We start from the raw sequence: 23,936 nt of genomic DNA, 5'->3' as shown, positions 1-23,936 counted from the left end.
TTTTGTGATAATTTAAGTCAATATAATCCCGATTCAATCTTGTATTGAATTGGGATTTTTCATTTTACTTTTTCGAAATTGAAGAAAGAAAAGTAATCCCATTATTAATTGTATGATAAACAATAAAATAATCCATGTATTTATTTTAGCAGCAAAATCTGATAATTGATTGTATAACAAATCGTACTTTTCAATTGAAATTTCAGCCATATTTTTTACAAATAGTATATCGTTCGATTTCTCAATCAGCATAATTTGTTCTCTTTTATATCCTTCATTTTTATTCGGAACAAGTTCAATTTGATTGGCGCTTATAAAAAATAGAAAAATACTGATAATACTAGATGTAAATAATAGAAAATAATTGATGTATTTCATGTGTTAGAAAATGTTTGACAAAGATAGATTACTTTTGATGTTCGATGAAAATGTTTTTATGAATAAATTCTACAACTTTAATGATAAAAATTATTCTATTTTGTTAGAATGAGTCATTAACTTTGCAACATCAAAAATTAACTGTGCAAAGCAAACGCATCATAAAATTTGTTACAATACTGATTATTTTTGTTATTCAGTTTTTGTTTCTATTTGCAATAATGAACGAGCGAATAGAACATTATCTTGTGCCATACATTATTATTATGATTTGTGCTTTATTATTAGTCGTTTACCGAAAGTTTCCTTTGCATCATCATGAATATTCTTTTGATCGAAAAACATTGGTTTTATGGATTCCTATTGCGGCAATAATTACTTATTTAATTAATAATCAACTTGGTTTGGGAGGTGTTTTTTCAGCCGGAATAATTGGAACTTTAGGTTCATTTTTAACTAAATTTAATTCTAGATCAGAATATCTAAAACAAATTGCTGGACCTATTTATTGTGGTGCTTTCATTGGTATGACTTCACTTGACTTTCAATATGTCTATTGGATGATAATTACAGCTGGAGTTTTTACAGCTTTGTTATTTTTTGCTACTAAGACATTATTTGTAGGAGTTGGAGGAAAACTTGGAACCTTAGCATTTATTGGCGTTTTGTTAAGCATGTTATTGTTTAAATTAATTATCAGCTAATGATTATTGAGTTTTTAATTTTAATGATATGTTCAATAGTATCTTCTCTTACAACTTATGAACTAAACATTCGTTTCAAGCAAGGGCCAGTTCGAGCTTCTGCAATGATCGCAATGATTGTTGGAGGTTTTTTTTATTTTTTTCCTACAATTTTATCTGAATTCTATTCAAAAAATATTCCTCTTTATGTAATCGGAGGAACATTCATTGGGATGGTTTCTTCAACAATAAATATTAGTTACTTTTCGTTGATTTTTTCTCCTATATTATTTGCTGTCTTATTACATTATACAAGTAAAATATTTAATGGTTATGGAGGAGCTTTAGGAACGACAGCATGTATCGCTTTAATGTGTACAATGGCTTTTCCTATAATTACGAAGAACAAAAAAATAACTTATGGATATCGTTTAATTCGAATTATTTTTAAAAAAAGAAAACGTAATAAAATTATTAAAAGAAAAATTTAATCAAAACAATTGAATACAATTTCTCCTAATGTTTTAGTTTTCCAATAATTAATTTGTTTTAATTCGATCTCTCCTAATAATTCTAGATCATTAGCGTCTACCTTTTTATTTAATTCTTTAGGATTTAGAAGAATTAAACTAGAATTTACGTGGTTTTTTAATTGTGTAATTAAATCAATAGGAAACTCAATAAATTTAAGATCAAAACATCTATTTTTTTCAATACAAGAGAAGATTAAGTATGTAGAATTTATAATTAAATAAAATTCTTGTTTTGTCTTCTCATTTTTTATTTTTACTTGATAAAAATTTGAAGAATCAATAGGCTTTAGAATAACTTCTGTTTTTGTATAAGGAAATCTTATTCTTTTTAGAATTTCTGATAGATCATCTGTTGTATAAACTGGTTTAGCTTCAAAGCCTGTAATTCCTTTTTGTAATTTCATGTTTAAGGTTTGTGTTAAATATTCTGTAAATTACTAATTGTTTTTAAACTAATAAATGATTTTTGTTTTAGGAAATGGTTAAGTATTATTTAATTAATAATTATACAAATCAAAATCTTAAACAAAAATGAATAGTGTATTTGTTACAATAAAAAAAACTTCATACATTTGGAATAACCACAGAAAAAAATGCAAACAATTAAAGAAAATATAAAACCTTTATTTGTTGGAATGTTGAAGCAAACTTCTGCTTTACTTTCCAAAATTGTATTTGCACAATATTCACATTAGAATATTGCAGATTATTTGTTGACAGATTTTGTCATCTATTCTACCTTTTTCATTAAAACAACAAACAAAGTACGATATGCCACTTTATCATCATTTGGGAGAATTCCCACAAAAGCGACATACGGTATTTCGAAAACCAAATGGAGAATTATATGCAGAAGAATTAGTTTCTACACATGGATTTTCGAGTACGTATTCTAATGTTTATCATTGTTATCCACCAACATTGGTAAAAGCAATTAACGACCCTTATTCGGTGGAACCAAAAATTGCTCGCGCAAAACATTTAAAACATACATCTTTAAAAGGATTTAAAGTAAAACCAACAAAAGATTATTTAGAATCGCGTGTACCAGTTTTGGTAAACAATGATTTACATATTTCGTTAGCTGCACCGCAAGAGTCGATGACTGATTATTTCTACAAAAACTCTATGGCAGATGAAGTAATTTTTATTCATGAAGGTTCAGGAGTTTTAAAAACAGGTTATGGACAAATTGAATTTGGATATGGAGATTATTTAGTGATTCCACGCGGAATTATTTATCAACTTCATTTTAATGATTCTAATAACCGATTGTTTATTACAGAATCTTTTAGTCCAGTTGAAACGCCTCGTCGTTATCGAAATCATTTTGGACAGTTAATGGAACATTCACCTTTTTGTGAGCGCGATATTAAACGTCCTCAAAATCTTGAAACCAATGATGAACACGGAGATTTCAAGATTATGATTAAAAAAGAAGGATTAATTTATCCTTACGTCTATGGAACTCATCCTTTCGATTTTGTAGGTTGGGATGGTTATCATTATCCATGGGCTTTTTCTATTCATAATTTCGAACCAATTACAGGACGTATTCATCAGCCGCCACCTGTTCATCAGACTTTCGAAGGTGCAGGTTTTGTGATTTGTAGTTTCGTTCCTCGCTTATTCGATTATCATCCAAATGCGATTCCCGCACCTTATAATCATAGTAATGTAGATTCTGATGAGATTTTATATTATGTTGATGGAGATTTTATGTCAAGAAAATCGGTTGAGAAAGGACAAATTACGTTGCATCCAGCAGGAATTCCTCATGGTCCACATCCTGGTACAGTTGAAAAATCGATTGGAGCAAAAGAAACACATGAATTAGCTGTGATGATTGATCCTTTCAGACCTTTGATGTTAACAGAGCAAGCGTTAGAAATTGAAGATCCAGATTATTATAAATCTTGGCTTTATTAAGAGATTTTAATTTTGTTCTAAGTTCTAAGTTCTAAGTTCTAAGTTCTAAGTTCTAAGTTCTAAGTTCTAAGTTCTAAGTTCGTTGTCATTCTGAGCTTGTCGAAGAATCTAAATAATTATAGTAAAACTTAATACATTTTACTTTTTACATAATACATAAAAATAAAAACACAATAAAAATGAGTACACAAACATTTGCAGAAAAAATAGCATTAGCACAAGATTTTCTTCCAATAAATGGAACAGATTATATCGAGTTTTATGTTGGTAATGCAAAACAATCTGCACATTATTACAAAACAGCTTTTGGGTTTCAGGAAGTTGCATATGCTGGCCCAGAAACAGGAGTGAGAGATAGAGCTTCTTATGTTTTACAACAAGGAAAGATTCGTTTAGTTTTAACTTCTGGTTTAAAATCAGATTCTCCAATTTGTCAACATGCAATGAAACATGGTGATGGAGTTAAAATTTTGGCACTTTGGGTGGACGATGCGTACGATGCTTTTGAACAAACAACGAAACGTGGAGGGAAACCATATATGGAGCCAACTACGATTACAGATGAGTTTGGTGAAGTAAAAATGTCTGGAATTTATACATATGGTGAAACGATTCATATGTTTATTGAGCGTAAAAATTATGAAGGTCCTTTTATGCCCGGTTATGTGAAATCTGAATCAACATATCAACCAACAGATTGTGGTTTATTGTATGTGGATCATTGCGTTGGTAATGTAGGTTGGAATCGTATGAATGAGTGTGTAGCTTGGTATCAGGATGTAATGGGATTTGTAAATATTTTATCGTTTGATGATAAACAAATTAATACAGAATATTCGGCATTAATGTCGAAAGTGATGAGTAACGGGAATGGTTATTCAAAATTTCCAATTAATGAGCCTGCAGAAGGTCAAAAGAAATCTCAAGTTGAGGAATATTTAGATTTTTACGAAGGAGAAGGTGTGCAACATATTGCAGTTGCAACTAAGGATATTGTAAAAACTGTGACAGAACTTAAATCTCGCGGAGTTGAGTTTTTATCTGCGCCACCAGAGGCTTATTACGATATGATTCCAGAACGTGTGGGTGAAATTGATGAGGATATCAAGAAGTTACAAGATTTAGGAATTTTGGTTGATTGTGATGAAGAAGGTTATTTGTTACAAATTTTTACAAAACCAGTTGAAGACCGTCCAACATTATTCTATGAAATTATCGAGCGTCATGGAGCACAATCGTTTGGGGCAGGGAATTTCAAAGCATTGTTCGAAGCATTAGAAAGAGAGCAAGAACGTCGAGGAAATTTATAAATAAATATTTTTTAAAAGCCATTGGATTATTTCTAATGGCTTTTTTCTTAATCAAATCTTAAGTTTTGTGTAAGGAGGTTTCAAATACATTTGTTCAATAAAATGAATGTGAAAATGAACCAAATTAAAACAAAAACGATACTAATGAATTATGTATTACTTTCAATGTTTTCGATAAAAGGAAATGCACAAGATACGATTCAGCAAACTAAAACGGATTCAATTCAACTTGATTCTATTCCAAAGCAAACATTTAATCCCGAAGATAAAGTTTATCATTTTAATGCTAAAAAGTTAATTATTCCTGCGACTTTAATTACGTATGGAAGTTTGAGTTTAGCAATTCCAGCGTTGGATAATTTGAATAAATCTACTCAAAACGAAATTTTAGAAGATAAAACAAAAGGAAATAAATTTGATAATTATACACAATATTTACCTGCAGCAGCGGTCTATGGATTGAATTTAGCTGGCGTTCAAGGGAAACATGATTTACGAGATCGTACAATAATTTTTGCAACATCTCAAATAATCAATACAGGTTTGGTGATGGGATTAAAACACACTGTACAAGAGGAAAGACCCGATGGTACAAATAATCTTTCTTTTCCTTCTGGACATACTGCGAACGCGTTTTCTACGGCTCAATTTATGTTTCGAGAATACCAAGATTCTAATTTTTGGTTGAGTTTGGCTGGGTGTCCTTTGGCTGCTTTTACAGGTGTTTATCGTGTTATCAATAATCGTCATTGGGTTGGAGATGTTGTTGCAGGAGCGGGAATAGGAATTTTATCGACGGAATTGGCATATTGGCTATTTCCTACGATTAACAATTGGTTTTCCCCAAAGAATAAAGAATCAAAAATAGCGACAATGGTTTTCCCTGTTTATCAAAATAATCAAGCGGGAGTTGGTTTGGTGATGAGGTTTTAATATAATTGAGTTTTTTATCGTTGATAATGTAATAGCTACATTAAAAAGTTAAAAACTAATGAATATTTTAACTAACATTCATTAGTTTTTATAAAAATTCATTATCTTCAACGCTCAAAAAACTGCAAAAAAATAAAATGAAGAATATAGAAGTAACAATTCCAAAATTGGGAGAAAGTGTTGAGTCTGTACAATTGGTTCGTTTTACAAAAAACGTTGGTGATTTCATTCAAGAGGATGAGGTAATTGCCGAAGTTTCGACGGATAAAGTAGATTCTGATGTGCCTTCTACAATTGCTGGAAAGATTATTGAGTTTAGATTTAATGAAGGAGATGAAATAAAAATAGGAGAAGTTTTCGCTTTAATTGAGCCTTCAGAAAATCAACAACATTCAGCTCAAAAAACTGAAAATATTGAAGAAAAAAAGATTGAAAATGTCACTACTTCGCAAACTGTAAATTCAATCGATACAAATCAATTTTTATCACCTTTAGTAAAAAGTATCATACAAAAAGAAAACCTTCAATCAACTGATATTTCACAAATAAAAGGTTCTGGTCGTGATGGTCGAATTTCTAAGAATGATGTGTTGAATTATATTCAAAATAAATCATTTACGAATGATAACTTAAGTGATACTTTAACTGAAAATAATATAGTTTCAAGTTCTTCTTTTGGAGCTAAAGATGAAATCATTGAGATGGATAAAATGCGTCAATTGATTTCGAAACACATGAAGAAAAGTAAACAAACCTCGCCTCATGTGACTGCTTATGTAGAACCTGATGTTACGAATTTTGTGAAATGGCGCGAACAAAATAAAGCTGCTTTTGAAGGAAAATACAAACAAAAATTAACTTTTACGCCGTTAATTGTAGATTGTGTTGTTCGTGCAATTAAAGATTTCCCAATGATTAATGTATCAGTTGATGATACTGAGACTAAAATTATCAAACACAATGAGATAAATATTGGGATAGCAACTGCTTTACCAAATAATAATTTGATTGTGCCTGTAATTCGTCAAGCCAATGAATTGAATTTAGAAGGTTTAGCAAAAGGTGTAAATTCAATTGTAGATAAAGCAAGAAATAATAAACTTTCTCCAGATGATGTTCGTGGTGGAACGTTCACAATAAGTAATGTGGGAACTTTCGGTAATTTGATGGGAACGCCAATTATTAATCAACCCGAAGTGGCAATTTTAGCGACTGGTGTAATCAAGAAAAAACCAGCAGTTTTGGAAACTGAATTTGGAGATATTATCGTAGCAAGACAATTTATGTATTTGTCACTTTCGTTTGATCATCGTGTGATAGACGGGTCTTTGGGAGGAGTTTTCTTGAAACGAATTTCAGATTATATGGAGAATTGGGATGTTAATACACAAATTTAATTAAAATGGAAACCACATTATCAACAACAACATTACTTAAACAAGCATATAAATTATTGGTTACAGCAAAATCTTTAACCGAATTATACGAAGAAAATAAATCTGTAACAAGTAAATACGTGCATGCAACAGCGCGTGGACACGAAGCAATTCAAATTGCAACAGGATTACAATTATTACCACAAGATTATTTAAGCGCATATTACCGAGACGATGCAATGTTACTATCGATAGGAATTACACCTTATGAATTGATGTTGCAATTGTTAGCAAAACGCGACGATATTTTTTCAGGAGGAAGAACTTATTATTCTCATCCAAGTTTGCGCCGTGATAATATGCCGAAAATTCCACATCAGAGTAGTGCGACAGGAATGCAAGCAATTCCAACAACAGGAATTGCGATGGGAATGCAATACAAAGAGTTAGAAGGTCTTTGTGACGAAGAAGTGAAGCCAATCGCAGTTTGCTCGTTAGGAGATGCGTCTTGTACAGAAGGCGAAGTGGCGGAAGCTTTCCAAATGGCAGCTTTGAAACAATTACCGATTTTATATTTGGTTCAAGATAATGAATGGGATATTTCTGCTTCGGCGGATGAAATTCGTGCACAAGATATCGCTCATTATGCAAAAGGTTTCAATGGTTTGGAAGTTTTTGTGGTTGATGGAACGGATTTTTTAGCTTCTTATGAAACTATTCAACGTGCAATTGAAATTATTCGCACAGAACGTCGTCCGATTTTGGTTCATGCAAAAGTTCCTTTATTGAATCATCATACATCTGGTGTTCGCAAAGAATGGTACAGAGATGATTTGGAAGAAGCGCAATCTCGTGATCCTTACGATAAATTAAAGAATACATTATTAAATGAAGGTTTCGAAGAAAATGATTTAATCGAAATTGAGAATAAGATAAAAGAACAAGTTCAGGCTGAATATCAAGAAGCGTTAAAAGCAGAAGATCCTCGTTCTGAAGATTTATATACGCATGTTTTTGCGCCAACACCGATTACTGAAGAAAAAGGAAATCGTTCTCCAAAAGGAAAAGAAAAAACAGTGATGGTAGATTCTGCATTGTTTGCGATTCGTGAATTGATGGCTGAACATCCAGAAGCTTTATTATATGGACAAGATGTTGGGTTGCGTTTAGGAGGAGTTTTTCGTGAAGCAGCAACTTTAGCAAAACAATATGGCAAAAATCGTGTATTTAATACACCAATTCAAGAAGCATTTATAATCGGATCTACAGTTGGAATGTCTGCAGTAGGTTTAAAACCAATAGTTGAGGTGCAATTTGCCGATTATATTTGGCCAGGTCTTAATCAATTATTTACAGAAGTGGCACGTTCTAATTATTTATCAAATGGTAAATGGCCAGTTTCGATGATTTTACGTGTGCCAATTGGTGCGTACGGAAGCGGAGGTCCTTATCATTCTAGTTCGGTTGAGAGTGTTTTGACGAATATTAAAGGAATCAAAATTGCTTATCCATCTACTGGAGCAGATTTAAAAGGTTTGATGAAAGCAGCTTATTATGATCCAAATCCTGTGGTGATGTTAGAACACAAAGGTTTGTACTGGAGTAAAATAAAAGGAACAGAAGATGCGGCGACAGTTGAGCCAGATGAAGATTATGTATTGCCTTTTGGTAAAGCACGTGAAGTTTTAATGGTTGAATCTTCTCAAAATCATAATTCTGTAACGATTATTACTTATGGAATGGGTGTGTATTGGGCGAAGCAAGCGGCTAAGGATTTTCCTAATCAAGTCGAAATTATCGATTTAAGAACATTAGTTCCGTTAGATAAAGAAACAATCTTTAATAGTGTAAAAAAACACAATCGTTGTATTGTTTTGACAGAAGAAGCGAAGCAGAACTCTTTTGCACAGAGTGTTGCAGGCTTAATTAATGAAGAGTGTTTTGAGTACTTAGATGCGCCAATTCGTGTGTTAGGAGCACAGGATATGCCAGCAATTCCATTAAATTCCACTTTAGAAGCAGAAATGTTACCTAATTCAGAAAAATTAAAAGCATTGATTAATAGTGTTTTAACCTATTAAAGAGATGGTGATTAATAATAATTGTACATTTTACACCAAAAAAACTAACAAACGTTAGTTTTTTTATTTTTTTTAATTATATTTGTTATAATCAAAAATCAAAATCTGCAAAAGTTATGATATTTAATCCTGATATTGAGCAAATGCCAATTGACAAATTGCGCGTGCTTCAAAGTGAGAGACTACAAAAAATGCTGCAAAAAGTGTATGCGAAAGTACCGTTTTATAAAGATGCTTTTGATAAGGCAGGCGTAAAACCAGAGGATATTAAAAGCGTAGAAGATCTAAACAAATTACCTTTTACTAAAAAAACGCATTTAAGAGAAAATTATCCATTTGGATTATTTGCAGAGTCAAAAAGTGATGTAATAAGATTACATTGTTCAAGTGGTACAACAGGAAAACCAACTGTTGTAGGTTACACAAGAAATGATATTAATTTATTTTCAGAAGTTGTAGCAAGATCTTTAGCTGCTTCAGGATGTGAACCAGGAATGACATTGCAGAATGCATATGGTTATGGTTTATTTACAGGAGGGTTAGGATTACACTATGGAGCGGAAAAATTAGGAATGACAGTAGTTCCTATTTCAGGAGGTAATACTGAAAAGCAGATTATGCTTTTAAAAGACTTTCAAGCTGATGCAATTTGTGCAACACCTTCGTACGCTCTAACTGTAGCAGAAGAGATAAGAAAAAGAGGTGAGTCTTTAGATGATTTTAATTTAAAATTTGCCATTTTAGGATCTGAGCCTTGGTCGGAAGCATTGCGTCAAGAAGTGGAAAGTAATTTAAATATTAAAGCATCAAATATTTATGGATTAAGTGAAATTATTGGTCCTGGAGTTTCAAATGAAGATTTTGAAGAACAAGGAACAGGGTCATATATTTGGGAAGATCATTTCTTTCCAGAAATAGTAGATGAAAAAACAGGTGAGCCTGTACCATACGGACAACCCGGTGTGTTAGTAATAACAACTTTAACAAAAGAAGCGTTACCATTGGTTCGTTATTGGACTGGTGATATCACTACTTTAACTTATGAACACTCTGGAAAGAGAACTCATATTAAAATGGGACCAATCATTGGACGAGCTGATGATATGATGATTATACGTGGTGTAAACTTCTTTCATACACAAATTGCTGATTTTATTCCAGAATTTCCACAATTATCTCCAAATTATCAAGTAGTTTTGACAAAACCGAAAAATATGGATGCCGTGGAAGTCGGATTTGAGATTAATCCAACTTATTTCCTTGAAAAAGGAATAGCTTGTGATAATTTGTGTGCAGAGGCAAATGCTGATATAGATCATTTAATTTCAAATATTCAAAAGAAAATTAGAGATAATATTGGATTAGGTATGAATGTCAAATTATATCAAGCAGACGGTCTTCCAAAAAGTGAAGGAGGAAAATTAAACCGTATTGTTGATCATAGACATGACTAAAAAAGATGCCTAAACAAAGTAAAAAAGAACTGATTATTAAAGAAGCTGCTATAATTTTTAAGCAAAAAGGTTATTCAGCAACATCGATGCGAGAATTAGCAGAAAAAGTTGGAATGGAAGCTGCAAGTTTATATAATCATATTCGATCTAAAGACGAAATTTTAGAAGAGATATGTTTTAAAGTTGCAAACCAATATGTTTCTCATATAAGTACAATAGAGGATACGAAAGAATCTAATATACAAAAATTAAGAGAACTTATTCAGCTGCACGTTCGAATGATTATTAATGAGCCAAATGAAGTCTCTGTAGCAAATAATGATTGGAAGAATCTATCAGAAACTAAGAAGGAATTGTATAAAACAATCCGTAAAGGTTATGAAAAAAGAATCGCAAATCTAATAAAAGCAGGAATTGTAGCTGGAGAATTCAAAGATTTAAATGTATCAGTTGCTCTATTTACTTTATTATCATCATTACGTTGGATAGAATTGTGGTATAAACCAGGGAGAGAGATTTCTCCAGAACAACTAGAAGATGATTTGATGACACTATTAATTAACGGATTTCAAAAATAATATGGCAATAAATTTTCACCCTTTACGAGTTAAAAATGTAAAAAGAGAAACAGCAGATTGTGTTTCAGTTACATTTGATGTGCCGGAAGAATTAAATAATGAATTTAAATTCAAACATGGGCAATATTTAACGTTTAAAAATTTTCATAACAATGAAGAGATTAGACGTTCATATTCAATATGCTCAAGTCCATTGGATAATGAGTTAAGAGTTGCTGTAAAGAAGATAGAGGATGGGATTTTTTCTACTTATATGAATGATCTAGTGAAAGCTGGAGATATCTTAGAAGTAATGACTCCTCAAGGAAATTTCTTTACAGAATTAGATGAAAACAATAAAAAAATATATGTAGGTATTGTAGCCGGATCTGGAATTACACCTGTACTTTCGATTGTAAAAACAGTACTTAAAGCAGAGCCTAACAGTCAATTTGTACTGTTATACGGAAACCGTAATAAAGGATCTATTATCTTCAAAGAAGAAATTGAAGCAATGAAAAATACATACATGGAACGTTTGAGTGTGTACAATATTTTGAGTCGTGAAACGGCAGATGCTGAAATTTTAAGTGGACGTATTGATAAAGAAAAAATCCAATATTTCTTGGAGAATATTATCGATCCAAAACAAGTTGGAGAAGTTTTTCTATGCGGACCGGAAGAAATGATTTTAAGTAGTCGTGAAGCTTTTATTGAAGCTGGAGTAGATTCGAAAAAATTACACTTCGAATTATTCTTTAGTGAAACAGCAGAAGCTAAAAAGGTTGAACGTCAAAATGCAGCTATTAAATCTGATGATACTATTAGTAAGGTGACAATCCAATTGGATGCAACTTCTCTTCAAATCGATTTAGGCTATAATGGAGATACAATCTTGGATGCGGCTTTGCAAAACGGTGCCGATTTGCCTTATGCTTGTAAAGGTGGTGTTTGTGCCACATGCAAATGTAAGGTGTTAAAAGGTGAAGTAGAAATGGATATCAATTATTCACTAGAACCAGATGAAATAGAAAGAGGTTTTGTATTGGCTTGCCAATCACATCCTAGATCTGAAGAAGTTGTAGTAGATTTTGATGCCAAGTAAAAACTGTAAAAAAACAAGTTAAATGAGTGCAAAAGAAATTAATTTTCAAGAAGTCTTTGATGATAAGATTGAAAATGAGGTTCGTATCGAACCAAAAGATTGGATGCCTGATGCATACCGAAAAACATTAATTAGACAAATTTCTCAACATGCCCACTCTGAAATAGTAGGAATGTTACCAGAAGCAAATTGGTTAACGAGAGCTCCTTCTTTAAATAGAAAGAAAATTTTGTTAGCTAAAGTTCAAGATGAAGGAGGACATGGATTGTATCTTTATTGTGCAGCTGAAACTTTAGGAGTTTCGCGTATTGAGATGTTAAATGATTTACATTCAGGAAAAGCAAAATATTCAAGTATTTTTAATTATCCAACCTTAACTTGGGCTGATATTGGAATAGTTGGTTGGTTAGTGGATGGTGCTGCTATTCTAAATCAAGTTCCATTGTGTCGTACTTCATATGGACCTTATGCGCGTGCAATGGTAAGAGTATGTAAAGAAGAATCATTCCACCAAAGACAAGGATACGAAGCTTTAGTTGTTCTTTCTAAAGGATCTCCAGAGCAAAAAGCAATGTTACAAGACGCAATGAATCGTTGGTGGTGGCCAACATTAATGATGTTTGGACCAAAAGACGAAGATTCATCTAACTCTGAATTATCAATGAAATGGAGAATCAAACGTTTCTCGAATGACGAATTACGTCAACGTTTTGTTGATATATCTATACCTCAAGCTGAATATTTAGGATTAACAATTCCTGATCCAGATTTAAAATGGAATGAAGAAACTGGACATTATGAATTTGGAGAAATTGATTGGGAAGAATTCTGGAATGTAGTGAAAGGAAACGGTAAATGTAATAAACAACGTTTAGATGCACGACGCGATGCTCATAACGAAGGAGCTTGGGTAAGAGAAGCTGCGACAGCTTATCATGAGAAAAGAAAACAAAGACAACAAGAACAAGTACAACTAAAAAACGCATAAAAAGATGGAAAATAAAGATTGGCCTTTATGGGAAGTATTTATCAGAAGTAGACAAGGATTAGACCACAAACATGTGGGAAGTCTTCATGCATCTGATTCAGAAATGGCTTTACAAAATGCACGTGATGTTTATACACGTCGTTTGGAAGGAGTGAGTATCTGGGTTGTAGAATCAAAAAATATTCATGCAACTAATCCAGAAGAACAAGGAGAATTCTTTGATCCGGCTGAAGATAAAGTATATCGTCATCCAACTTTTTATACAGTACCAGAAGAAATCAAAAATATGTAATTTATGACAGCTACAGCTTATCAAAATAATCAGAATTACATTGATTTTATTCTTCATATGGGGGATACTAATTTGATCTTGGCACAACGTCTTTGTGAATGGTGTGGTCATGGTCCTATACTAGAACAAGATATTGCATTATCAAATATTGCATTAGATTTGTTAGGACAGACTTCAAACTATTACAACTATGCGGCCGAAATGATTGGAAATGGGGCAACTGAAGATACTTTGGCTATGACTCGTGAAGAACGTGATTATAAAAATTTATTATTAAGTGAATTGCCAAATGGTCATTTTGGAAATACAGTTGTGCGTCAATTCTTTTACGATTCTTACCATGTTTTATTATTAGAACAATTTTTAAAAGTGAAAGATTTAAAACTACAATCTATTGCTGAAAAATCTTTGAAAGAAGTGAAATATCATTTAAAATGGTCATCAGAATGGATGATTCGTTTAGGAGATGGAACACAAGAATCTCATGATAAAATTCAGGAAGCTGTCAATGAAATTTTACCTTATGTAGGAGAAATGTTTGCTACAGCAGATTACCAAAATGTTTTAATTGAAGAAGGTTTAATTGATAACCCTAATGATTTTAAATCTGAATGGATGGCGAAAGTAAATGAAATATTAGAAGAAGCAACTTTGAAGGCTGATATAGAAAATACATTTGTTCAAAAAGGAGGAAAACAAGGAGTGCATACAGAACATATGGGATTCATTTTATCAGAGTTGCAATATATGCAAAGAACTTACCCTAATTTACAATGGTAACAGAAAAAGAAATATGGCAATATTTGGAGGAAGTTCCAGATCCTGAAATACCAGTAATTAGTGTTTTGGATTTAGGAGTAGTTCGTAACGTTGAAATTACAGATAATGAAAAAATTAATGTAACGATTACACCAACTTATTCAGGCTGTCCTGCAATGAATGCTATTTCAATTTCTATTCGATTAAAATTAATCGAAAAAGGATTAAAAAATATTAATGTCATCAATCAGTTAAGTCCTTCTTGGACTACTGATTGGATGACTGAAGAAGGGAAACAAAAAATGAAAGCGTATGGAATTGCGCCTCCAACTAAAAACCCTTCGAGCGATGAGCTCTTTTCAGATGAGCAAAATATTGAGTGTCCGCAATGTGGCTCACATAATACTCGTCTTATCAGTCAATTTGGTTCTACGGCCTGCAAAGCTATGTATCAATGTAATAGTTGCCACGAACCATTTGATTATTTCAAATGTCATCACTAAAAAATTATGGAAAATTCAACATCAATCCTATACACACAAGAGGGAGGAATTGCTACGATTACGTTGAATCGTCCTTCTGTTTTTAATAGTTTTAATCAGCAAATGATTAAAGCTCTTCAACATCACTTGGATGTTGCAGCTCAAGATGTTTCTGTTCGTGCAGTGGTTTTAACTGGAACGGGGAAAGCATTCTGCGCTGGTCAAGATTTAGGCGAAGTTTTAGAAGAAAAAGAAATCGACTTTAATAAAATCGTTCAAGAAAATTACAATCCATTGGTTCTTAAAATTAGAAACATGGACAAACCAGTTGTTGCTGCTGTAAACGGTGTTGCTGCCGGAGCGGGAGCAAATTTAGCTTTGGCTTGTGACATTGTTGTCGCGAAAGAATCGACAAATTTTATTCAAGCTTTTTCTAAAATTGGTTTAATCCCAGATTGTGGAGGAACTTATTTCTTACCTCGTTTAATTGGACTTCAAAAAGCAACTGCTTTAATGATGCTGGCGGATAAAGTTTCGGCGCATCAAGCAAAAGAAATCGGAATGATTTATGAGTTTTTTGCTGATGATATTTTCGATACTGAAGTTGCAAAAATTGCTGATAAATTAGCAAATCTTCCAACAAAAGGTTTGGCTTATACAAAGAAATTATTGAATCAAACATTTAATAATTCAATCGAAGAACAATTAATTCAAGAAGGATTATTTCAAGCTAAATCAGGGAATACATCAGATTATCAAGAAGGTGTAGATGCATTTATCGAGAAAAGAAATCCTGTTTTTAAAGGCGAGTAAGAAATGAAAAAAATAGGAATTATTGGTGGAGGAGCAATGGGCTCTGGAATTGCGCAAGTTTTTGCTCAATCTGGTCATCCTGTTGTTTTATATGACACAAATAAAGAAGCTTTAGATCGTTCTAAACAAAACCTAGCAAGGACTTTCGAGAAGTTAGTAGCGAAAGAAAAATATACTGCTGAAAAATCACAAGAAATTCAAAATAATATCGAATATGCAGATAGCTTATCAGCTTTTGCATCTATCGATTTGATGATTGAAGCAATTATTGAAAACTTAGATATAAAAAAATCAGTTTTCAAACAAGTGGAAGAAATCGTTTCTGACGAATGTATTTTAGCGTCAAACACTTCTTCATTATCTATTGCATCAATAGCATCTGCGTGTTCAAAACCGGAGCGTGTAATTGGAATTCATTTTTTCAATCCAGCTCCATTAATGGCTTTGGTAGAAATTATTCCAGCCGTACAAACACGCGAAGGATTAGCAGATGAAGTAAAAGCATTGATTCAATCAGTTGGTAAATTACCTGTCATTACGAAAGATACACCAGGATTTATTGTAAATCGTGTGGCTCGTCCATTCTACAGTGAATCAATTCGTTTACTAGAAGAAGGCGAAGCCGATGCAGAAACTATCGATTTTGCGATGACTTCTGTTGGAGGTTTCCGTATGGGACCTTTCGAATTAATGGATTTTATTGGACATGATGTGAATTATCGTGTAACTGAATCTGTTTTCGAATCATTCTTTTATGATCCTCGTTTCAAACCATCTTTTTCTCAAAAACGTTTATTCGAAGCTGGATATTACGGTCGTAAATCTGGTCGCGGATTTTACAATTATGCAGAAGGAGTGGAGAAAAAAGCACCATCTCAAGATCAAGCTTTATTAGAAAAAATCTACAAACGTGTTTTAGTGATGTTAATCAACGAAGCAGCTGATGCTTTATTTTTAAACATTGCGAATCGTGAGGATTTAGATACAGCGATGACAAAAGGGGTAAATTATCCTAAAGGATTATTGAAATGGGCAGATGAATATGGATTAGAAAATGTACAAAACGATTTAGATGAATTGTACAATTATTATCACGAAGATCGTTACCGTTTAAGTCCAATTATCAGAAATTTCGTCAAAGAGAACAAAACATTCTACTAAAAAAATATCAAAACATGGAACCACAAAAGTTATTAAATAAAATGCTTGACCACGATAAATTTAGTGAATGGTTAGGTTTAGAAGTAATTGAAGTTAGAGAAGGATATGCAAAATTACAAGCAGCAATTCGTCCAGAAATGATGAACGGAGTAGGCTCTGTTCACGGAGGAGTGACATTTGCGATGGCAGATTCTGCATTTGCTTTTTCATGTAATATGTACAATAATATTTCAGTTGCTTTAGATGTTCATATTTCATTTACGAAAGCTGGATATGAAGGAGATATTTTTACAATCGAATCGCAAGAAGTTTCTTCGACAAAAAGAACAGGTATTTACGATATCAAAGTTAAAAATCAAAACAATGAGTTAATTGCTTTATTTAAAGGAACTTGTTTCAGAACAAGTAAACCTTTAATTCAAGAGTAAAATGTTATAAGTTCTACGTTGTAAGTTCTAAGTTTTTTGAACGTTAAGCGTAAAACGTATCACGTAAAACGTATAAAAATGAACCAAACATATATTATAGATGGAGTTAGAACTCCAATTGGTAAATTAAAAGGTGGATTATCTGCTGTTCGTCCAGATGATATGGGTGCAATGGTAATCGCCGAATTATTAAAAAGAAATCCATCAATCGATCCTGCTACATTTTACGATGTAATTTTAGGAAATGCAAATCAAGCAGGAGAGGATAACCGTAATATAGCTCGTATGTCGGCTTTATTATCTGGTTTACCTTACACAGTTCCAGGTGAAACAGTGAACCGTTTATGTGCTTCTGGATTATCAGCTGCAATTGCTGCTTCAAGAGCAATTCAAGTAGGAGATGCACAATTAATGATTTCTGGTGGAGCAGAATCGATGACTCGTGCGCCTTTAGTAATTTCTAAATCGGCTTCTCCATTTGGTGGTGATGCTCAGATTTATGATTCAACTTTTGGTTGGCGTTTTATCAACCCTAAAATGAAAGAAATGTGGGGTGTTGATGGAATGGGAAATACTGCAGAAAACTTAGCGGAACGTGATAATATTTCACGCGAAGATCAAGATTTATTTGCGGTTTGGTCACAACAAAAAACGGCTGCTGCGCAAGCTAATGGTCGTTTAGCGAAAGAGATTGTTCCTGTTGTTATTCCACAACGTAAAGGTGATGCAATCATTTTTGATACTGATGAATTCCCAAAGAATAATACAACAATGGAAATTTTATCGAAGTTACGTCCAGCTTTCAAAGCAGATGGTACAGTAACTGCTGGTAATGCTTCTGGTTTGAATGATGGGGCTGCTGCTAATATTTTAGCTTCTGAACAAGCAATCAAAGATTTTGGTTTAACACCAATGGCTCGTATTGTTTCTTCTGGTGTTGCAGGTGTTGAGCCTCGTATCATGGGAATTGGACCAGTGAATGCAACGAAAATTGCATTAGAAAAAGCTGGTTTAACAATGAATGATATTGATGTAATTGAATTAAATGAAGCATTTGCAGCGCAATCTTTGGCATGTACGCGTGCATTAGGTTTAGTAGATAAGGATTCTCGTATCAATCCAAATGGTGGAGCAATTGCTTTAGGTCATCCACTTGGAATGTCAGGAGCGCGTATCTTAAATTCTGCTGCATACGAGTTACAAGCTACAGGAAAACGTTATGCATTAGTTACAATGTGTATAGGTTTAGGACAAGGTTACGCTGTAATTATTGAAAGAGCATAAAAATAGATTTTAGTATTGAGATTATCTTTTCGTCAATTCGAGTGATTTTTAGTTCATCTAAAAATTGTATCGAGAAGTTAGATGAAAGGAATTATAAAACCATCTTATTTCTCGATAAAAGTGTTCAATTTATAGATTAAACATTCACTCGAAATGACAGTTTTTAAAATCTAATTACTAAAATCTAATTACTAATATCTAACAAATATGATTTACGAATTCAAAGGATATAAACCAGTTGTTCATCCAACATCATTTATTCATCCACAGGCGGTGGTGACAGGAAATGTGATTATCGGGAAAGATGTTTACATCGGTCCGGGTTGTGCGTTGCGTGGTGATTGGGGACAAATTATTATCGAAGATAATTGTAACGTACAAGAAAACTGTACGATTCATATGTTTCCAGGAACTACTGTACGATTAAAAGAAAAAGCGCATATCGGTCATGGAGCAATTATTCACGGAGCAACAATTGGTCGCAATTGTATGGTTGGGATGAATGCAGTTGTAATGGATAATGTTGTGGTAGAAGACGAATGTATTGTTGGAGCTTTAGCTTTTGTAAAAGCTGATACACATATTCCGACAAGAAGTGTAGTGGTTGGAAATCCTGCCAAAATCGTAAAACAAGTTTCGGATCAAATGATAGAATGGAAAGATCAAGGTACTCAACAATATATGCAATTACCAAGTGATTGTCATGAAAGTTTAAAACCTTGTGAACCATTAACCGAAGTTCCAGATTATTATTACGAGTCAATGGCGAATAATTATAAAACGTGGAACGAAACAAAGTAAAAAGTTGTGAGTAATAAATTTCGTCAGTTCGAGTGATTTTTAGTTTATCTAAAAATTGTATCGAGAACTTAGACGAAAGAATTTGTAAAACCATCTTATTTCTCGATACAAATGTTCAATTTAAAAAATTAAACATTTACTCGAAATGACGGTTAGAAATCTAATTACTAAAATCTATCATCTCAATACTAATAAAAATACACAAACAACATAAAAATGGCTAAACAATTAGAAAATTATGCTTTAGGACAATGGACAAAAGGTTCGTCTGAAGGGCAAATGTTATATAACGCCATCAATGGCGAAGAAATTGGAACTGCATCATCAGCTGGATTAGATTTTGGCGCGATGATGGATTATGCACGTACAGTTGGTGGACCAGTTTTACGTAAAATGACGTTCCAAGAAAGAGGTTTAATGTTGAAAAAATTAGCCTTATACTTAATGGATCGTAAAGAAGAATTTTACACAGTATCTTGGGCAACAGGAGCAACACGTGCAGATTCTTGGGTTGATATTGAGGGTGGAATTGGAAACTTATTTGCCAATGCATCTTTACGTCGTCAATTCGGAGATCAACCATTTTATGTGGAAGGAGAAACGCATAAATTATCAAAAAACGGAACATTCTTAGGTTCACATATTTTAACTCCAAAACGAGGTGTTGCAATTCATATTAATGCATTCAATTTTCCAGTTTGGGGAATGTTAGAAAAAGTTGCAGTTAACTTATTGGCTGGAGTTCCAGCTATCGTAAAACCTGCTACAATTACATCTTTCTTAACGGAAACTGTTGTTCGTGCAATCATCGAATCTGGAATTTTACCTGACGGTGCTTTACAATTAATCACAGGTTCTGCAAACGGAATTTTAGATAATGTAGAGTCAGAAGATGTAGTAACATTTACAGGTTCTGCTTGGACAGGACAAATGTTAAAAGCGCATCCGAGAATTACATCAGAAGGTGTTCCATTCAACTTAGAAGCTGACTCTTTAAATGCTTGTGTTTTAGGAGAAGATGTACAAGTTGGTTCAGAAGAATTTGATATTTTCATTAAAGAGGTAACTCGTGAGATGACAACTAAAGCAGGACAAAAATGTACTGCAGTTCGTCGTGCGTTAGTTCCAGCTCATTTAGTTGAGGATGTTCAAATTGCTTTAGGACAACGTTTATCAACTACTACAATTGGAGACCCAAATGTGGAAGGTGTTCGTATGGGAGCTTTAGCAGGTGCTGCACAAGTGAAAGAAGTTCGTGAGAAAGTAGAAGAATTAGCGAAATCGCAAGAAATTATTTTTGGAAACTTAGATAATTTTGAAGTGAAAGGAGCTGATAAAAACAAAGGTTCTTTCATTTCTCCAATTTTATTTTTAAACAACGATCCATTTAATAAAACTGATGTTCACAATATCGAAGCTTTTGGACCGGTTTCTACGATTATTCCTTACAACGGAACTGCCGAAGCAATTGAGTTAGTTCGTATGGGTAAAGGTTCATTAGTTTGTTCGATTGTTACTGCGGATAATGATATAGCAACAGAATTTGTATTGAATGCAGGTTCTTTACACGGACGAATCGTTATTTTAGATGCTGAATGTATCAAAGAATCTACAGGACATGGTTCACCACTTCCTTTATTAGTACACGGAGGTCCAGGTCGTGCGGGTGGAGGAGAAGAAATGGGTGGTAAACGTGGAGTGTTACACTATATGCAACGTACAGCAATCCAAGGTTCTCCAAATAAATTAACAGCAGTTACGCAACAATATCAATACGGAGCAGATTATATTGAAGAAGATAAACATCCATTTGCAAAACATTTTGAAGAAGTAAAAGTTGGAGATACGTTAATTACAGCAAAACATACGATTCAACAATCAGATATTAATGCATTTGCGGCTTTATCTGGCGATAATTTCTATGCACACGTTGATGCAACTTCTTTAGAAGGGACTATTTTCGAGCGTAATGTTGCTCACGGATACTATTTATTGTCAAAAGCGGCTGGTTTATTTGTTTTAGCGAAAAAAGGTCCAGTTTTATTAAACTATGGTTTAGATGAATGTCGTTTTGTGAAGCCTGTTTATCCAGGATCTACAATCGGAGTTCGTTTTACATGTAAAGAAAAAATCGATCAAGAGAAAAAAGATGAAAATGATGTGGCAAAAGGAATTGTCCGTTGGTTGGTTGATATTTATGACGAAACAGGAGAAACAGTTGGTATCGCAACAATTTTAACAATGGTTAAAAAATTAAATCAAGATTAATTTATTTAGATAATGTGATAATTCGTTAATTAGCTAATAATTTTCAAATTCTCACATTAACATATATTCAAATTACTATGGAAGCATACGTAAAATCAGACATACAAAACGGAATTGGTACAATTGAATTCTTTCATCCTCAAAGTAATTCAATGCCAGGTTCTCAATTAAGAAACTTGGCAACTGAAATCGAGAAATTAGGAAACGAAGACGAAGTAAAAGTTATTGTTTTAAAAAGTGCTGGAGACAGAACATTTTGTGCTGGTGCATCTTTTGACGAATTAATTTCAATCAAAGACCGTGAAACTGGTCTAGAGTTTTTCTCTGGATTTGCACATGTAATCAATGCGATTCGCAAGGCACCAAAATTTGTTTTAGCACGTATTCAAGGTAAAGCAGTTGGCGGTGGAGTTGGAATTGCATCAGCAGCAGATTATACTTTTGCAACAGAATTTGCATCTGTAAAATTATCAGAATTGGCTGTAGGTATCGGACCATTTGTAGTTGGACCTGCTGTAGAACGTAAAGTTGGAAATTCTGCTTTTACACAAATGGCGATTAATGCAACTGAATTTCAGTCGGCTGAATGGGCGAAAGAAAAAGGCTTGTATGCAGAAGTTTATGCAAATGCAGAAGAAATGGATAAAGGAATTCATATTTTAGCTGAAAGGTTAGCTAATTCTAATCCAGAAGCAATGAAACATTTAAAACGTGTTTCTTGGGAAGGAACAGAAAATTGGGATGAGTTATTAATTGAGCGTGCCAAAATTTCGGGTGAATTAGTTTTATCAGAATTTACGATTAACGCGATTAATCAATTCAAAGCAAAATAAAAGACAACTATAGTTTATATAAGAAATCCACTTCATCTGAAGTGGATTTTTTTATAATTTAAAATACTCGTCTTTATAATATTTACTTTTCTTTACATATAAAATATCTTTTTCTGGATTGAGAATTAGATTGAAACGTTTGATCAAATCTCCTCCCATAATATTTTTGTATTGAATTTTTATTGTACTATCAAAAAATGACATTGGTACATTTTTGAATGTTTGATTTGCTAATTCAAAATCAGGTAGAATTGATTTTTTGGAAAGTATTACATTTCCAGCAGCATCACTTAGTTTTGATTCTCCAATAATTTCAAATTTTTCCAATAATTTATATTCTTTTGCAAAATCATCTGAAATCATCAATGCACCAGAAAAACCTGTGTGAATCATAAATTCTGTTTCAATCGGTTTTTTGTCAATGAATGGAAAAGCTTTTACATATAGCGTTTCTTGAGAATATCTCGAATTTAATTTTGTATACTTTTTTAGTTTGGTAGGAGCTTTATCATAAACATATAATTTATTCTCATCAAAATTGATTTCTAAATATTTTCCTTCGAAAAACTTCAAACCAATTTTTCCGTCACTTTCATGTCCAGATTGTTTGTCAATAAAAATTGGAATTTTATTGAATTTTTCATCACCAAATTTAATCACATTGTTTTGACTCATTTTCATATCCGAATATCCAGCCCAAGATGTCACATTGTTTAAGGTATCAGAAATCGAAATTGATTTCATCATTTTGTACGAATCTTCAATAATCGTAATATAATCAGAGCCTGTGTGTAACATCAATTGCACCGTATCTTTTTGATTGACAACAACCGGTACTAAAATATTGTTGTATTTAGTTAATCGAAAAGGTATTTCTTTCACCATATTCTGACCGAAAATAGTAATTGAAATAATAGTAAAAAGTAACGAAAATATTATCTTTTTCATTTAGTTGTATTGTTTCATTAAAAGTAAACTAATTTGTAGAAATGATTAATATTCTGATATTAAAATTTTTCCTTTTAAATTTGCGTCATGGGAGTAGCTGAATTATTATTAAAACGCAAGCAAGAATTGATCGAAAAAAACAAAACTGAAGGTTTAGCTTTTCGAGAAGAATATAAATTGAAAGAAGGTGTAACTGAGACCGAAAGTGGATTGTTGTATGAAGTAATCACATTGGGAGAAGGAGTGAAGCCAACTTTATCTGACACAGTTTTGTGTCATTATCATGGAACAAATATCAATGGAGAAGTTTTTGATAGTTCGGTTCTACGCAAGAAACCTGCTGCTTTTCCTTTGGAAAATGTAATAAAAGGTTGGGCAGAAGGAGTACAATTAATGTCAGTTGGAAGTAAATTTAGATTTGTTGTAAAACCAGAAATAGGTTACAAAGATCGCGAAATTTCAAAAGAATTAGGACCTTATTCTACCATGATTTTCGAAGTAGAATTGATGGGAATTTTATAAAATAAAAATGATGTCTAT

Annotated in this window: 25 protein-coding genes; 22 read left to right on the top strand and 3 right to left on the bottom strand. The window is 32.8% G+C overall.

Annotation, left to right across the window (positions count from 1 at the left end; genetic code table 11):
- Nucleotides 1-33 precede the first annotated feature (33 nt).
- A complete protein-coding gene (locus tag E4J94_RS14600) occupies nt 34-378 on the bottom strand; it encodes a hypothetical protein (RefSeq protein WP_135836529.1) in 345 nt (114 codons plus the stop codon).
- Nucleotides 379-599: 221 nt separating this feature from the next.
- Between E4J94_RS14600 and E4J94_RS14595 the strand changes: the two genes are divergently transcribed.
- Both E4J94_RS14595 and E4J94_RS14590 read left to right on the top strand, forming a co-directional pair.
- Entirely contained in the window at nt 600-1,082 is a 483-nt protein-coding gene (locus tag E4J94_RS14595; RefSeq protein WP_135836528.1) for a hypothetical protein, read from the top strand.
- Nucleotides 1,083-1,105: 23 nt separating this feature from the next.
- Nucleotides 1,106-1,552, top strand: a complete 447-nt coding sequence (locus E4J94_RS14590) for a hypothetical protein (protein WP_135836527.1) — start codon at nt 1,106-1,108, stop codon at nt 1,550-1,552.
- On the opposite strand, the gene E4J94_RS14585 is transcribed toward E4J94_RS14590, so the two are convergent.
- Entirely contained in the window at nt 1,549-1,998 is a 450-nt protein-coding gene (locus tag E4J94_RS14585) for a hypothetical protein (protein ID WP_135836526.1), read from the bottom strand. The two genes, E4J94_RS14590 and E4J94_RS14585, sit on opposite strands and share 4 nt — an antisense overlap.
- Before the next feature lie 367 nt (nt 1,999-2,365).
- On the opposite strand from E4J94_RS14585, the gene E4J94_RS14580 reads away from it, so the two are divergent.
- The 19 genes from E4J94_RS14580 (at nt 2,366) to E4J94_RS14490 (ending at nt 22,448) form a co-directional block, all read left to right on the top strand.
- Complete coding sequence (locus tag E4J94_RS14580) at nt 2,366-3,523, top strand: homogentisate 1,2-dioxygenase (RefSeq protein WP_135836525.1); 1,158 nt, start codon at nt 2,366-2,368, stop codon at nt 3,521-3,523.
- Between the two features lie 179 nt (nt 3,524-3,702).
- Complete coding sequence (gene hppD / locus E4J94_RS14575; protein WP_135836524.1) at nt 3,703-4,833, top strand: 4-hydroxyphenylpyruvate dioxygenase; 1,131 nt, start codon at nt 3,703-3,705, stop codon at nt 4,831-4,833.
- Between the two features lie 144 nt (nt 4,834-4,977).
- A complete protein-coding gene (locus E4J94_RS14570) occupies nt 4,978-5,766 on the top strand; it encodes a phosphatase PAP2 family protein (RefSeq protein WP_246034348.1) in 789 nt (262 codons plus the stop codon).
- A 137-nt stretch (nt 5,767-5,903) separates the two neighbouring features.
- Nucleotides 5,904-7,163 carry a dihydrolipoamide acetyltransferase family protein gene (locus E4J94_RS14565; RefSeq protein ID WP_135836522.1) on the top strand — a complete coding sequence of 420 codons (1,260 nt, stop codon included), beginning with the start codon at nt 5,904-5,906 and terminating at the stop codon, nt 7,161-7,163.
- 5 nt (nt 7,164-7,168) lie between these two features.
- Nucleotides 7,169-9,223 carry an alpha-ketoacid dehydrogenase subunit alpha/beta gene (locus E4J94_RS14560; RefSeq protein ID WP_135836521.1) on the top strand — a complete coding sequence of 685 codons (2,055 nt, stop codon included), beginning with the start codon at nt 7,169-7,171 and terminating at the stop codon, nt 9,221-9,223.
- Between the two features lie 116 nt (nt 9,224-9,339).
- Complete coding sequence (locus tag E4J94_RS14555) at nt 9,340-10,677, top strand: phenylacetate--CoA ligase family protein (RefSeq protein ID WP_135836520.1); 1,338 nt, start codon at nt 9,340-9,342, stop codon at nt 10,675-10,677.
- A gap of 5 nt (nt 10,678-10,682) precedes the next feature.
- Nucleotides 10,683-11,255, top strand: coding sequence for a TetR/AcrR family transcriptional regulator (locus E4J94_RS14550; protein ID WP_135836519.1), 573 nt, complete (start codon nt 10,683-10,685; stop codon nt 11,253-11,255).
- A gap of 1 nt (nt 11,256) precedes the next feature.
- Nucleotides 11,257-12,339 carry a 1,2-phenylacetyl-CoA epoxidase subunit PaaE gene (paaE, locus tag E4J94_RS14545; RefSeq protein ID WP_135836518.1) on the top strand — a complete coding sequence of 361 codons (1,083 nt, stop codon included), beginning with the start codon at nt 11,257-11,259 and terminating at the stop codon, nt 12,337-12,339.
- Between the two features lie 22 nt (nt 12,340-12,361).
- The gene (gene paaA / locus E4J94_RS14540) at nt 12,362-13,327 is read left to right on the top strand and encodes a 1,2-phenylacetyl-CoA epoxidase subunit PaaA (protein ID WP_135836517.1); all 966 of its coding nucleotides are present in this window, start codon (nt 12,362-12,364) and stop codon (nt 13,325-13,327) included.
- A 4-nt stretch (nt 13,328-13,331) separates the two neighbouring features.
- Nucleotides 13,332-13,619 (top strand): 1,2-phenylacetyl-CoA epoxidase subunit PaaB, encoded by a 288-nt coding sequence (gene paaB / locus E4J94_RS14535; protein ID WP_135836516.1) that lies wholly within the window; start codon nt 13,332-13,334, stop codon nt 13,617-13,619.
- A gap of 3 nt (nt 13,620-13,622) precedes the next feature.
- A complete protein-coding gene (paaC, locus tag E4J94_RS14530; RefSeq protein WP_135836515.1) occupies nt 13,623-14,399 on the top strand; it encodes a 1,2-phenylacetyl-CoA epoxidase subunit PaaC in 777 nt (258 codons plus the stop codon).
- Entirely contained in the window at nt 14,393-14,881 is a 489-nt protein-coding gene (gene paaD, locus E4J94_RS14525) for a 1,2-phenylacetyl-CoA epoxidase subunit PaaD (RefSeq protein ID WP_135836514.1), read from the top strand. The genes paaC and paaD overlap by 7 nt, the downstream gene beginning before the upstream one ends.
- Nucleotides 14,882-14,887: 6 nt before the next feature.
- Entirely contained in the window at nt 14,888-15,673 is a 786-nt protein-coding gene (locus tag E4J94_RS14520; protein ID WP_135836513.1) for an enoyl-CoA hydratase-related protein, read from the top strand.
- Between the two features lie 3 nt (nt 15,674-15,676).
- Entirely contained in the window at nt 15,677-16,834 is a 1,158-nt protein-coding gene (locus tag E4J94_RS14515; protein ID WP_135836512.1) for a 3-hydroxyacyl-CoA dehydrogenase NAD-binding domain-containing protein, read from the top strand.
- Nucleotides 16,835-16,848: 14 nt separating this feature from the next.
- Nucleotides 16,849-17,262 (top strand): hydroxyphenylacetyl-CoA thioesterase PaaI, encoded by a 414-nt coding sequence (paaI, locus tag E4J94_RS14510; RefSeq protein WP_135836511.1) that lies wholly within the window; start codon nt 16,849-16,851, stop codon nt 17,260-17,262.
- 78 nt (nt 17,263-17,340) lie between these two features.
- On the top strand, nt 17,341-18,546 hold the full coding sequence (gene pcaF / locus E4J94_RS14505) for a 3-oxoadipyl-CoA thiolase (RefSeq protein ID WP_135836510.1): 1,206 nt from the start codon (nt 17,341-17,343) through the stop codon (nt 18,544-18,546).
- 207 nt (nt 18,547-18,753) lie between these two features.
- The gene (locus E4J94_RS14500; RefSeq protein ID WP_135836509.1) at nt 18,754-19,347 is read left to right on the top strand and encodes an acyltransferase; all 594 of its coding nucleotides are present in this window, start codon (nt 18,754-18,756) and stop codon (nt 19,345-19,347) included.
- A gap of 216 nt (nt 19,348-19,563) precedes the next feature.
- Entirely contained in the window at nt 19,564-21,615 is a 2,052-nt protein-coding gene (paaZ, locus tag E4J94_RS14495; RefSeq protein ID WP_135836508.1) for a phenylacetic acid degradation bifunctional protein PaaZ, read from the top strand.
- Nucleotides 21,616-21,692: 77 nt separating this feature from the next.
- Entirely contained in the window at nt 21,693-22,448 is a 756-nt protein-coding gene (locus E4J94_RS14490) for an enoyl-CoA hydratase/isomerase family protein (RefSeq protein WP_135836507.1), read from the top strand.
- Nucleotides 22,449-22,499: 51 nt separating this feature from the next.
- On the opposite strand, the gene E4J94_RS14485 is transcribed toward E4J94_RS14490, so the two are convergent.
- A complete protein-coding gene (locus E4J94_RS14485) occupies nt 22,500-23,396 on the bottom strand; it encodes a pepsin/retropepsin-like aspartic protease family protein (protein WP_135836506.1) in 897 nt (298 codons plus the stop codon).
- 87 nt (nt 23,397-23,483) lie between these two features.
- Between E4J94_RS14485 and E4J94_RS14480 the strand changes: the two genes are divergently transcribed.
- The gene (locus E4J94_RS14480; protein ID WP_135836505.1) at nt 23,484-23,918 is read left to right on the top strand and encodes an FKBP-type peptidyl-prolyl cis-trans isomerase; all 435 of its coding nucleotides are present in this window, start codon (nt 23,484-23,486) and stop codon (nt 23,916-23,918) included.
- Nucleotides 23,919-23,936: the final 18 nt, after the last annotated feature.

It is taken from the genome of Empedobacter tilapiae, assembly GCF_004785645.1.
Taxonomy (GTDB): Bacteria; Bacteroidota; Bacteroidia; order Flavobacteriales; family Weeksellaceae; genus Empedobacter; species Empedobacter tilapiae.
Note: the sequence above shows the minus strand (reverse complement) of the source record. Positions and strands in the feature narration are given on the sequence as shown.